This window comes from Rhizobium sp. A22-96 (assembly GCF_053521805.1).
The window spans coordinates 1,412,367-1,426,595 of sequence record NZ_JBNWDQ010000001.1; the positions used below are offsets into that span (position 1 = coordinate 1,412,367).

Consider the following 14,229-nt stretch of genomic DNA (forward strand, 5'->3'; position numbering starts at 1 on the left):
TTCTCATATTTTGAGAATGTGAGAAGTTTTTAGCCTCGACGGTACTGCCCCAGCGCGGTTCCGGGCAATGCGCGGATCGGCATGCTCAAGCGAGGACCTGGAATTATTGCGCTGGCTGATGCGCCAGCCGGAGGGCGCATGGAGCAGATTATAGAACGTCCGGCATCAGCGCCGCCTTTCGCAAGGCAGGGTGCGAACGTTCCGCCCCCTCGCGACGTCGGCAACCTGATTGCGCAGCAATCGTTCCCGCGCGCCGTTTTTTTCCTGGCTTCCGGAATGTTCGAGGCTCACAAGACATCGCCGCGGACCGCAGCGCTGTTTGCGACACAGCAGCGCTGGCTTCTAAGTCATGCCGCAGTGGCGCACTTTTTCCGATCCATCGGCGGCATAGAGCCAGGCCTCAGTCGCCGGAGTCTTGGCCTTCTTGGAACCTTTCTTGGTCTCTCGAGCCGCAATACAGCCTATACGTTCTTTGAAGAATCCATGAAGTACGGCGTGATTCAATTGATAGACGATGGGGCGGTTGGCCACGGTCGACTGGCCAGACCATCCCCGCAATCCCTGTCTCTCCTGGCGCTCTGGTACAACCTGCACTTCCAGGCGCTCGACCTGCTCGATGGCGGGCAAAGATACGCTCGCTTTTCCACGCAATGGGAAAGCTTGCTGCCATTGATCCAGCCGATCGTGGCGGATGCCTTGTTCTTCAGTCCGCAGGTCCGCGCGCCGGGACCCCATTACAGGATCTTCACTTCGATCGATTCAGGTGGCTGGCTGATGGACCGGCTGATCGCGGGTGTCGATCAGGAGAGCTTCCCGGGGCAGGACCGGTATCTCACGGACGTCCGCTCGATTACTTATCTCGCCCGATCCACCGGTCTTTCGAATACGCATGCAAGCCGGAAGATGTCGGAAGCTCAATCGACCGGAGCACTGGGTTGGATTGGGCGGCCGGGATATTCGCCGATCTGGATTTCTCGCGGCTTCTACGAGGAATATGCGCAGTTCCAGGCGCAGAAGCTGGTCATTCTCGATAGCGCACTCGCGAAAGCCTCGGCCGGTGGGTCCTCTGTTTTTCAGGGAGGCCGTCATTGCGAATGAGGCAATCTGTCTCCCCTGGCCAAACTTGCAGAGGTTCATCTGCGCAAAGTGCCCAGGTCATCTCACGTCAAAAATGGATGCTGACGCCCGCGGCCATTTTGATTAGCTCTGGTCCGGGAAGAGGGTGTCACGGCCATTTCGGGCGGCATTTTTTCGTGCATTGCGGCGCGCATTAAGAGAACAGCGAGCGGCCTGAAACCGCTCCAGAGGGAATTCCATGGCGACTGGAAACGGTTCTCGTGGACAAGGGATGAATAGAGGTTCGTTTTGATTTTCGGATACCGTTTCGCGCGATCTTGGGGGCTGGCCGTAGGCGTTGCGGTGACGGCACCGGCATGCATTGCCTTCGCCCAGACAGCATCGCAGGTCACGCCGCAGACGTTTGAACCGCAACTGCAGAAGCAGAGCAGCGGCATCGTCATTCCTGAGGCCTCTGGCCCCGTTGCGCCGAAGGGCGCCGAGAAGCTGACCGTACGGCTGAAGAGCGTCAAGATCGACGGCGGGCTCCCCGGCTTCGCCGATGACGAGGCACAGGTGGCGAACAGCCTGACGGGCAAGCAGGTGACGGCCGCTGCCCTGTTCGAGGCAGCCGGTCAGCTCGAGCGTGCCTACGCGGCAAAGGGATACGGCCTGGTCCGCGTGGTGCTGCCGGCCCAGCGCCTGACCGATGGAGCGGCGTTGCACATCGTCGTTATCAATGGCTTCCTCGAAACCATCGACACCGCGCACCTTCCCGGCAATATCCGCGAGCGCGTTGCGAGAATGCTGGCACCGCTGGTGGGCAAAAAGGGGATTTCCAATGACGAGATCGAGCGCCAGCTGCTATTGGCCGGCGATCTTCCCGGCACGGTGCTGCGCTCGACGCTGTCGCGCGGCACGCAGCCCGGCGGCAGCGTGCTGACGATCGAGGCGCGCTATAAGCCGGTGACCGGCTTCGTCTCGGCCGACAACAATTCCACCGAGGCCCTGGGCCGTTACAACACCGGCGTCGGTCTCGACTTCAATTCCGTGTTCGGCTTCGGTGAGCTTTTCTATCTCAGAGCCTCCGGCGCGCCGCGTTTCGGCGGCGACGAGGGCTATTTCACCGGCTCGCCGCGCAACCGGTCGCTGGCCGGCGGCGTGACGCTGCCGATCGGCATCGACGGCTTGACGCTGAATCTGGAGGCGACCGCCTCGCGCACAACGCCGGAGGCCGGCCTGTTCGGATTGCAGTTCATGTCCGACTTCACCCGCTATTCGGCGCGGCTTGCCTATCCGTTGATCCGTTCGCGGGAATTCACTCTCAACCTCAATGGCGGCCTGGACGTACAGGACGAAGAGCTGGAGCTGCTCAATGGCGGCGGCATAAGCCTGTCGAAGGACCGGCTGCGCATACTGCGCACCGGCACTGATCTTTCCTGGTATGTGTCGGGCGATGCGCTGGTCAGCGCAAGCCTGACCGGCTCCTTCGGCATCGATGGACTTGGTGCGCGTAGTGCGGCCGAGGCGAGCGCCAGCGGTACGCCGCTGTCGCGCCAGGGAGCGGATGATGATTTCCAGAAGCTCGAAGTGACGCTCGGCTATCGTCAGCCGGTTGCCGAGCATCTGACCTTCGATCTGCGGGCAAGGGCACAGACCTCCTTCGGCCAGCCACTGCTTAATTCCGAACAGATCGGTATCGTCTCCTCCTCGGGCCTGTCGAGTTTTCCGATCGGCGCCATGCAGGGCGATTCCGGTTTCGTACTGCGCGCCGAGGCGCAATTCCCGTTCACGAGCAGCTTCACCCTGCCGTTCGGCTGGCCCGATTTGCCGGCCCAGCAGGGCACCAACCTTCCGGATGGTAACAGCACGGCCGGCGCGGTGGTGATCTCGCCTTACGTGTTCGGCGCCTATGGCGGCGTCAAGCTCTTCAATCCGACGGTCCTGGAAAGCGGCTTTTCGCGTGGGGCAGCCTACGGCATCGGCCTGCGACTGGCGGCAGCCGAACAGGCGAGCTTCAACAGTACCAACGTCAATCTCGAATATGGCCGCATCGAGCGCTTCGGCGACGGCGATGACGACAGCCGCTTCACCGTCTCGGCGGCATTTCAGTTTTAGGGCAATGGCAATGACCAAACAAATGACCCGCATGACGCTTTCGCATAAGACCCGCCTTGTGGCGCTGCTCGCCTCGACGGCCTTGGTGCATTCGACGGTGGCGCTGGCGCAGTCCTTGCCGACCGGTGGACAGGTGGCGGCGGGTAGTGCCTCGATCGGTACGCCATCGGCAGGTGCGCTGACGGTCACCCAGACCAGCGGCAGTGCGGTCGTCAACTGGCAGAGCTTCAACGTCGGCAAGGGCAACCGGGTCACCTTCGTTCAGCCGGATGCGAATGCCGCCATCCTCAACCGCGTCACGGGCCAGACAAGTTCGACCATTGCCGGGCAGATCAATGCCAATGGCCAGGTCTACCTGATCAATCCGAACGGCATCGCCATTACCAATTCAGGCACGGTGAAGACGGGCGCGTTCGTCGCCTCGACACTCGGCATTTCCGACGATGACTTCATGTCGGGAAAAAGAACCTTTACCGGCAATGGCGCGTCGGCGCCCGTAACAAATGCCGGCACGATCACCATCAACCGCGGCGGCTACATGGCACTGATCGGCGGCACGGTCGCCAACTCCGGTGTGATCACCGTGCCGATGGGCAAGGCCGCACTTGGCTCGGGCGAACAGGCGACGCTGGATCTGTCCGGCGACGGCTTCCTGCAAGTGGCGGTGCCGACCAAGGCCGGCGGCAATCAGGCGCTGGTCAGCAATAGCGGCAGGATTTCCGCCAGGGGCGGCACGGTGCAGCTGACGGCGGCAGCGGCCAAGGACATGGCGCGGCAAGCGGTCAACATGTCCGGCACGATCGAGGCAAAGGGCGTGTCGGGCCGCAGCGGCGATATCGTGCTGTCTGGCGGCGATGGCGAGGTTGCTGTTTCCGGCCGGATCGATGCCGGCAACGCCAAGGGCGCGGGCGGCAAGGTGCAGGTGACCGGTCGCAAGATCACGCTTGCCGGTGCGAAGATCAATGCCTCCGGTAAGACGGGCGGCGGCACGGTCAATATCGGCGGCGAGCGTCAGGGCAAGGGCACACTGCAGCGGGCCGAGACGCTTGATGTCGATGCCAACACGGTTATCAATGCCGACGCGATCAGCGCGGGCAATGGCGGCAATATCGTCCTGTGGTCGGACGAACTCACCCGCTTTGCCGGCACGATCACGGCGAAGGGCGGGGCGCTGTCCGGAAATGGCGGCGAGGTCGAAGTCTCCGGCAAGGCAAAACTCTCCTACACTGGCCTCACCGATCTGACCGCAGCCCAGGGTGCCTTCGGCAATCTGCTGCTAGACCCCTATAATGTGACGATCTCGACAGGGACGGGCAGCAACACCGATGGCGGTTTCAATGCCACCGGCAATGACAGCATCATCAACGTCAACACGCTGACCGATGCGCTGGCAACCGCCAATGTCAGAGTGACGACCGGATCATCGTCGGATGCGAACAATCCGCAGGCCGGTACCATCACCATAGCCGCGCCGATCGCCTGGAATGCACCGACGACGCTGACGCTTGCGGCGGCCTCCGACATCAATATCAATGCTGCGATCTCGGCACATAATAGCGGGCTGATCGTGTCGTCCGGCGGCACGATCACGGCGACGGCTGCGGTGGATATCGGCGCCTTCATCCTCGCATCCGGAAGCTGGGTCCAGAACGGCGCCGTCTTGCCCGCCTTCTCCGCGCAGGACTTCCGCATCACCGACGGCACGTCGTTCCTGCGCGTCACCGGCGGCGATGGGACCAGCGCCACACCCTATACGGTCACGGATGTCTATGGCCTGCAGGGCATTGGCTCATCCAGTGACTATCTCTCGGCCAAATGGAAGCTTGCGGGTGACATCGACGCCTCGGGCACCGCGATCTGGAATAATGGTGCCGGGTTCGATCCCATCGGCGATGGTAACATCACCTTTACAGGTCGTCTCGACGGCGCGAGCCATACGATTACCGGGCTGACCATAAATAGGCCGAACACCAACACCGTTGGTCTGTTCGGCATCATCGGCCCGGGCGGTGGGGTCTCCGGTCTTGGCCTGGTTAACGCCAGTGTTTCGGGCCGATCGATGACCGGCGGGCTCGCGGGCTCGAACGCCGGCGGGATCGTCCAGTCCTATATCAGCGGCAGCGTTTCAGGGGTGACTCATACCGGCGGCCTCGTTGGTTACAATGCAGGTGCGATCAACCTATCCTACTCGACTGCCTCGGTCTCGGGAGTCTCGAATGTTGGCGGCCTGCTCGGCATGAACTTCGGTACGATGAACCAGGTTTATGCATCCGGCGCGGTCTCAGGGATGGGCAATGTCGGTGGCCTTGTCGGTGGGAACAGCGGCACGGTCGTGGCGTCTTACTTCGATATGAGCACGACCCTGCAGTCGTCAGGTGTTGGTAATGGTTTCACCTCCGGCATCAGCGGCCTGAACTCGACGCAGGCGCGTAGCGCGTCGAACTATTCGGACTGGGATTTCAACGCCTACTGGTACCAGTCCGGAGACCTGCGCCCGATCCTGCGTTCGGAAGCGGCAGCAGCCGACGCAAACGGCGTCGTCACCATCTCCAACCTGCACCAGCTTGCGCTGATGGGCGCGAACCTGGCCGGTAACTACAAACTCGCGGTCGATATCGACGCGGGCGCCGCGGTTGGCACCAATGCTGCCGACATCTGGTCGACCGGCGGCTGGGTGCCCGTCGGCACCTACGGCGCCGCCTTTACCGGCGTCTTTGACGGTGCGGGCCACACCATTACCGGCCTGGTGGTCAGTCGAGCGGCCAGTTTTCTCGGGCTGTTCGGTAACTCGGCGGGAACCATCCAAAACATCGGGCTGATCAGCGAATCTGTCTACGGCTACTCCTATACGGGAGGATTGGTCGGTAACAATACCGGCACCATCAGTAATGCTTATGCGACCGGCACGGTCAACGGCATGCAATATGTCGGAGGGCTGACAGGATGGAATTCCGGTTCGGTCAGCAACAGCTACGCCACTACTTCCACCTTCGGCAGCTATGATGTCGGTGGATTGGTCGGTCACAATCATGGATCGATCAGCAATAGTTACGCCACCGGCGCAATCTACGGCTCGAATACCTATGCTGGTGGTCTGGCCGGCTTCAATGATAGCACAATCAAATTTGCCTATGCCACTGGCGCCGTAAGCGGCAATACATATGTCGGCGGATTGGTGGGCTATAATGATTCCGGAAGCACCGTAGACAATGCCTACGCCTCCGGCGCGGTTAACGGGAGTGTCGCTGTTGGGGGCCTGGTGGGCCGAAATTTCTACAGCACCATCACCAACAGCTTCTGGGATGTCTCCACAACCGGCCGATCCAGTGGTTACGGCCAGTCCTTTTCGGGCACGTTTTCGGCGATAGGCCTCACCACCGGGCAGGCGCGTAGCGCGTCGAGCTATTCCGGCTGGGATTTCGGAGGTGTCTGGTATCAGGCCGGGGACATGCGCCCCATCCTGCGCTCGGAGGCTGCGACGGCGGATTCGAACGGTGTGGCCAGCATCTGGAATCTCCATCAGCTTGCGCTGATCGGTGCAAACCTTACGGGCAACTATACGCTCGCCAACGATATCGACGCCAGCGAGACGTCGGGCGCCAACGCCTCCGGCATCTGGTCGACAGGCGGCTGGGTGCCGCTCGGAAACATCAACACGATGTTCAGAGGCAGCTTCGACGGCAACAACCACACCATCAACGCCCTCACCGTGACCGGCTACGACCAAGTTGGTTTGTTCTCAGTCTCGGCAGGCTCGATCAGCAATCTTGGGCTCGTTGGCGGATCGGTCGCTGGTGTCCGCACCGACGTCGGCGCGCTGGCCGGCTGGAACTACGGCACGATCAGCAATTCCTACAGCACCGCTACGGTCTCCGGCCTGTTTGACGTCGGCGGGCTGGTTGGCATGAACTACGGTACGATCAGCAGTTCTTATACCACCGGCTCCGTCAGCGGCAGCAACGCCTTTGTGGGTGGGCTGGTTGGCTACAACTCTGGCACGATCATCAACGCCTATGCGACCGGTGCCGTCAGCGGCGGCGCTATCGGTATGGGCGGGCTGGTGGGCAGCAACTCGGATAGGGGGGGCACGATCAACAACTCCTATGCCACCGGCTCCGTCAGCGGCGGCAGTCGTGCAGGTGGTCTGGCGGGCGACAACGGCGGCACGATCACCAATGCCTATGCCAGCGGTGCTGTTAGTGGCACCGACACTGTAGGTGGGCTCGTAGGCGGGAACTACGCCGCTGCCACGATCAGCAACAGCTACGCGATTGGCGCAGTCAGCGACGGCGGCGGGCTGACTGGCCAGAACGACGGAACCGTCACGGCTTCGTTCTGGGACACGGCCACGACCGGACAAGCCTCCGGTACCATTAGCGGCTCCTCGACCGGCATGACCGGCCTTACCACCTCACAGATGCAGAATCCCTTCAGCTTTATCAATGCTGGCTGGGATTTTTCCGGTGTCTGGGGCAAATCGACGAGCGGCGCGAATGATGGCTATATGATGCTGCGCGCGCTCAGCACAGGGCTTTACGATGACTATGTCTCGATCGGCAACGGCACGCGCGCCTATGGCGACTCGAATACCACGATCACCGGCGCGACGCTGACGGGAGTCGGCACAGGCAATGTTTCAATCACCTGGGGCAACGCCATCGCGTCTACGACGAACGCCGGAACCTATAATTATTCGGACCCCAACATCGTCTCGGTGACGGAGACCGGTCCCCGCACGGCCTATGTCGATTATAGCGGCACACTGACGATTTCGCAGCGCGTGCTGAGCTTGACGGGCGGTCGCACCTATGACGGCAGCACCGATGTTACGGCTGGCAATCTGACGCTCGGCAATCTTGCCAATGGCGAGACCCTGGCATTGGCTGGCGCGGGCTTCATGGCCGACAAGAATGTCGGCACCGGCAAGGCACTGTCGCTCGGGACCCTGCTGCTCGGCGATGATACCGGCCTGGCCTCGAACTATGTTCTGGGTACGGGTACGGTCGATATCACCAAGGCCAGCATTGCCTCGATCACCGGTATCACCGCCGATAACAAGACCTATGACGGTACTGCCGACGCGACGCTGGTGACTTCCGGTGCAGGCTTCACCGGCATGGTTGCGGGTGATGCGCTGACGGTTGCGACGTCCATTGGCGCCTTCTCCGACAAGAATGCCGGAACCGGCAAGATGGTTGGCATCACCGGGCTTTCGCTTGGCGGCGCGGATGCGGGCAATTACACGCTCGCCTCCGACACTGCGACGACGACTGCGGATATCGCCAGGGCCAGCATTACCTCGATCACCGGCATCACCGCTGACAACAAGACCTATGACGGCACTACCGCTGCGACGCTGGTGACCTCCGGCGCAGGCTTCACCGGCATGGTTGGCGGGGACATGCTGACGGTTGCGACGTCCATCGGTACGTTCTCCGATAAGAATGCCGGAACCGGCAAGACGGTTGGCATCACCGGGCTTTCGCTCGGCGGCGCGGATGCGGGCAACTATACGCTTGCTTCGGATACCGCGACGACGACGGCGGATATCGCGAAGGCCAGCATCTCCTCGATCACCGGCATCACTGCCGCCAACAAGACCTATAACGGCACCGTCAACGCGACGCTGAACACGTCAGGCGCCGGCTTCACCGGCATGATCGCGAACGATGTCCTGACGGTCGGCAGCGCCACCGGCGCCTTCTCGGACAAGAATGTCGGGATCGGCAAGACAGTTGGTATTACCGGGCTTTCGCTTGGCGGCGTGGATGCGGGCAACTATACGCTTGCTTCGAACACCGCGACGACGACTGCGGACATCGCCAAGGCCTATGTGTTCTTCACCGGCATCACCGCCAGCAGCAAGGTCTATGACGGCACGACAACAGCCACGGTCAATATCTCCACTATCCCGGCGGTCAACACCGATGACATGCATGTGGCCTACACGAGTGCCAACTTCTCCGACAAGAATGCAGGCATTTCCAAGACAGTCGCTGTCGATGGACTTTACATAACCGGCGCGGATGCCGGCAATTACCAGCTCGCCATCACCAGCCACAACACTTTTGCCACCATAACGCCCGCCATCATATCTTCGATCGGCGGCATCACTGCCAATGGCAAGACCTATGACGGTTCGACCACAGCGACGCTGAATACATCGGGTGCCATCTTCAACGGCGTGATCGCAAACGATAATCTGACGGTCGCCACTGCGCTGGGTGCCTTCTCCGACCAGAATGTCGGGACCGGTAAGACAGTGACAATCTCGGGCCTGACACTGGGTGGCGTCGATGCCCTGAACTACAGACTGGACACGACGACGGCCGTAGCACTCGCCGATATCGGCCAGAGAGTAATCTCGCTTTCGGGCAGCCGTACCTATAACGGCTCCAGCGATCTCGATGCCTCGATCTTCACGCTGTCGAACCTCGTCGACGGCGAGACACTGACGCTGTCCGGCACCGGCTCGATGGCCGACAAGAATGCCGGTTTGGGCAAGGGCGTGACGCTTGGTTCGCTGGCACTAGGCGACGATACCGGCCTTGCTTCGAACTATACGCTGAGCGGCGGCACCGACATCGCCGACATCGCCAGGGCGGTTATCGCCGTCGGCGGAATCACCGCCGGCAACAAGACCTATGACGGCACGACCGGCGCAACGCTAGACACCAGCGGCGTGATCCTCAACGGCAAGGTCACGGGCGACAATCTGAGCCTCGGTAGCGGTTTTGCCGGCGCCTTTGCCGATGCCAATGCAGGGACCGGCAAGACGGTGACGATCTCGGGCCTCAGCCTCAGTGGTTCCGATGCGGCCAACTATACGCTGTCATCGAACCCGGTGACGACCACAGCCGATATCGGCCAGCGTGTGATCAATCTCTCGGGCAGCCGAACTTATGACGGTTCCGCCGATCTGGCCGCCTCGATCTTTATGCTGTCGAACCTCGTGAGTGGCGAGACGCTGACACTGTCGGGCACGGGCTCGATGGCCGACAAGAATGCCGGCCTGGGCAAGGGCGTGGCGCTCGGTTCGCTCTCGCTTGGCAATGGCACGGGCGGTGGACTTGCCGCGAACTATACGTTCACCGGCGGCACCGACACGGTCGACATCGCCAAGGCGGTGATCTCCTCCATCGGTGGCATTACCGCCGGCAACAAGACCTATGACGGCGCGACGACCGTGGCGCTCGACGCGTCGGGTGTGGTCTTCAACGGCATGGTGGCTGGCGACACGCTTGCGCTCAACACCGGTTTCAGCGGCGCCTTCTCCGACCAGAATGCCGGATCGGGCAAGACGGTGAACATCTCCGGGCTCAGCCTTCTGGGGGCAGATGCCGGCAACTACACGCTGGCCTCGAACGTGGCGACGGCCACAGCCGATATTGGCCAGCGGGTGATTTCGCTGTCGGGCAGCCGCACTTATAATGGTTCTTCCAATCTTGCCGCCTCGATCTTCCAGCTCTCCAATCTGGTGGCCGGAGAGACGCTGTCGCTGTCAGGCATCGGCACGATGGCCGACAAGAATGTCGGTACGGCTAAGAACGTCAATCTCGGCACGCTCGCGCTCGGCAATGGTACGGGCGGCGGCCTCGCTTCGAACTATACGCTGTCGGGTGGAGCCTATGCGGCTGACATCACCAGGGCGGTGATCTCGTCGATCACCGGCATCACCGCGAATGGCAAGACCTATGACGGTTCGACCACTGCGACGCTGAATACATCGGGCGCTATCTTCAACGGCGTGGTCTCTGGCGACAGCCTGTCGGCTGGCGGCAGCGCGGGCGCCTTCGTCGACGCCAATGCAGGGAGCGGAAAGACTGTCAACATAACAGGCCTGAGCCTCGGTGGCGCAGATGCCGGCAACTATTCACTCGCCTCGAGCACGGCGACGACTGCAGCCGATATCGGCCAGCGGGTGATCTCGCTTTCAGGCAGCCGTACGTATGACGGCTCCAGCGATGTCGATGCCTCGATCTTCACGCTGTCGAACCTCGTTGGCAACGAGACCTTGACGCTTGCAGGCACCGGCTTGATGGCGGACAAGAATGCCGGCTTAAACAAGGGCGTGACACTCGCCTCGCTTCTGCTCGGCGACAGCATCCATGGCGACGGCGGCCTTGCTTCGAACTACACGCTGTCTGGCGGCCTCGATACCGTCAACATTGCCAGGGCGACGATCTCTTCGATCGGCGGCATTACTGCAGGCAACAAGACTTATGATGGCTCCGCCAATGCGACGCTGAACACCAACAGTGCGATCTTCAACGGCAAGGTCACCGGCGACACGCTGACGCTCGGTAGCGGTGCGATCGGCATCTTCGCCGATGCCAATGCCGGCACCGGCAAGGTGGTGTCTATCTCGGGACTCAGCCTTTCCGGCGCGGATGCCGGCAACTATACGCTGGCCAATACAACGGCCACGACACTGGCCGATATCGGTCAGCGGATCATCTCGCTGTCGGGCAGCCGTACCTATGACGGCTCGGTGGATCTCGATGCGTCGATCTTCACGTTGACCAATCTGGTGGCCGGCCAGACGCTGACGCTGTCGGGCACCGGTGTGATGACCGACAAGAATACTGGCGCTGGCAAAGCCGTAGCTCTCGGTTCGCTGGGGCTCGGCAATGGCAGCGGCGGTGGATTGGCGTCGAACTATACACTGATCGGCGGCACCGATACGGCCAGCATCGCCAAGGCGGTGATCTCCTCGGTCGGTGGTATTACGGCCGGCAACAAGACCTATGACGGCACGTCCGGTGCTACACTCGATGCCTCGAATGCAGCCTTCAACGGCAAGGTTCTGGGCGACAACCTGACGCTTGGCAGCGGTGCCATGGGCGCCTTCGCCGATGCCAATGCTGGCAACGGCAAGGTAGTCAGCATCTCCGGTCTCAGCCTTGATGGCACGGATGCGGCCAACTACACGCTGGCTGATGCGACTGCCACGACATTCGCCGATATCGCCCGCCGCGCGATCACGGTCGCCGCCAATGGCGATAGCCGTGCCTATGGCGATGCCAACCCGGCGCTTTCCTATGTGATCGGTGGGGCGGGGCTGGTGAGCGGCGACAGCCTGTCGGGTTCGCTGGCGACGAGTGCAACCACGGCCTCAAATGTCGGCAGCTATGCAATCACCCAGGGAACGCTCGACAACTCAAACTATGCCATCAGCTATACCGGCGCCGGTCTGACGGTGGTCCCACGGGCCATCGCCGTTAGCGCCAATGCTGCAAGCCGCGCCTATGGCGATGCCAACCCGCTCCTCAGCTACACGATTGGCGGCGCAGGTCTCGTCAACAACGATACGCTGTCGGGAGATCTTGTGACTTCGGCCACTGGCACCTCGAATGTCGGTGCCTATGCCATCACGCAGGGGACGCTTGCCGCCTCCGGCAATTATGCGCTCACCTTCACCGGTGCCGATCTTACCGTCAGCAGGCGGGCGATCACGGTTGCGGCCGGCAATGCCACCCGCGTCTACGGCGATGCCAATTCTGCGTTTTCCTACACGATCGGCGGCGCCGGGCTGGTCAACAATGACAGCCTCTCCGGCACACTGGCAACGTCGGCGACAGCGAATTCAGGCGTTGGCAGCTACGGTATCGGCCAGGGCTCTCTTGCCGCCTCTGGTAATTACGACCTGACCTTCCTTGGCGGCACACTTGCGGTCACGCCGCGCGCCATCACCGTGGCGGCCAATGGCGCAATCCGCACCTATGGCGATGCCAACCCGGTCTTCACCTATGTCGCAGGCGGTCTCATCAATGGCGACAGTCTCTCGGGCAGCCTTGCGAGCCCGGCAACGGCTACCTCCGGTGTCGGCACCTATGCCATCGAACTTGGTTCGCTCGGCAACGCCAATTATACGATCAGCTACACCGGCGCCGGCTTGACCATCACGCCGCGCCTGATCAGCGTCATCGCCTCGAATGCCAGCCGGGTAACCGGTGCCGCCAATCCGACCTTCGCCTATACGATCGGCGGGGCCGGTCTCGTCAACGGCGATCGATTGACCGGGGCACTCTTTTCGGCGGCTGACCGGCGCTCCGCTCCCGGCAGCTATGGCATCAGCCAGGGAACGCTTGCCGCCTCGGCCAACTATGATGTCAGCTTCGTCGGCGGCCTGTTGACGGTAACAGCAGCACCATCGAGCCCGACCACGGATCTGGCGAGTGCGATCGTGCCGCGATCCTATGCACCGGGCACAGAGCCGCTGCCGCCGGTACCGGGGGGCGAGAAAGGCACCTTCTTCTTCGCGAATGACGGCACTCGGGACTTCCTGACCGATCCCCGCTTCGCCGGAAGCGTCGTCTGCTTTGGGGATGGAATGAGCTGCATCGTTCAGCCGCCGATGCCGTAACCACAAGATGAACCCGTGTCTTGTTCGGCCCTCGTACAAGCCACCTGCTTGGCTGTCATGCGCTGGAAATCAGTGGTGGGGGGTGCTCGGCAAACCTACGCAATCCGCATTTGAAGAAGGAATTTGCAACGTGACAATCATCGACAATCTTCAGCGCCAGGCACTAAGCATTGCCGGATCGGCTGCCCTTGGCGGCCTTCTGCTTGCCGCTGCCTCCGCCTCGGCGGCAGCGCTACCCGGCGGCGCCGGTTCGCTCGTCGAAACCTATCAGGACTGGATTGTCGCCTGTCGGGCGGAAAACAATGCGACGCAGTGCGTGATGCGGCAGGTCCAGAGCAACAAGGACACCGGCCAGAACGTGCTGACGATCGAAGTCGCCAATAGCGCGGATGGCAAACTGCAGGCAGCCTTGCTGATGCCGTTCGGCCTGGCGCTCGCCCAGGGCGTGACCGTGCGGATCGACGATGCCCCGGCGGGTAGCCCGGCCGCCTTCTCGACCTGTATTCCGCAGGGCTGCCTTGCATCGATCAGCTTCGATGCCGGGCAGGCGGCAAAGCTCAAGACGGGAACCAATCTCAATCTGAGCGCGACGGCGCTCGCGCCGCCCCAGCCCGTCGCACTCAAGGTCTCCTTGAAAGGCTTTTCCGCGGCTCTTGCCCGTGTCGGCGAGCTGACCAAGTGAGAGATTT

At 61.9% G+C, this 14,229-nt stretch carries 4 protein-coding genes; all 4 read left to right on the forward strand.

The genetic code is table 11. The features are described 5' to 3' along the window. Positions 1–138 precede the first annotated feature (138 nt). The 4 genes from ACQZ6F_RS06325 to ACQZ6F_RS06340 all read left to right on the forward strand — a co-directional run bounded on the left by ACQZ6F_RS06325 (position 139) and on the right by ACQZ6F_RS06340 (position 14,222). Entirely contained in the window at positions 139–1,098 is a 960-nt protein-coding gene (locus ACQZ6F_RS06325) for a hypothetical protein (protein WP_449093100.1), read from the forward strand. Positions 1,099–1,419: 321 nt separating this feature from the next. Beyond that, positions 1,420–3,174: a ShlB/FhaC/HecB family hemolysin secretion/activation protein gene (locus tag ACQZ6F_RS06330; RefSeq protein WP_449093101.1), complete on the forward strand. Its 1,755-nt coding sequence runs from the start codon at positions 1,420–1,422 to the stop codon at positions 3,172–3,174. A gap of 10 nt (positions 3,175–3,184) precedes the next feature. Then, entirely contained in the window at positions 3,185–13,540 is a 10,356-nt protein-coding gene (locus tag ACQZ6F_RS06335) for a YDG domain-containing protein (RefSeq protein ID WP_449093102.1), read from the forward strand. 169 nt (positions 13,541–13,709) lie between these two features. Then, positions 13,710–14,222 (forward strand): invasion associated locus B family protein, encoded by a 513-nt coding sequence (locus tag ACQZ6F_RS06340; protein WP_449093139.1) that lies wholly within the window; start codon positions 13,710–13,712, stop codon positions 14,220–14,222. Positions 14,223–14,229: the final 7 nt, after the last annotated feature.

Coding starts and splice junctions, on each gene's coding strand:
- ACQZ6F_RS06325 (WP_449093100.1), top strand. CDS start 139: ATGGAGCAGATTATAGAACGTCCGGCATCAGCGCCGCCTTTCGCAAGG.
- ACQZ6F_RS06335 (WP_449093102.1), top strand. CDS start 3,185: ATGACCAAACAAATGACCCGCATGACGCTTTCGCATAAGACCCGCCTT.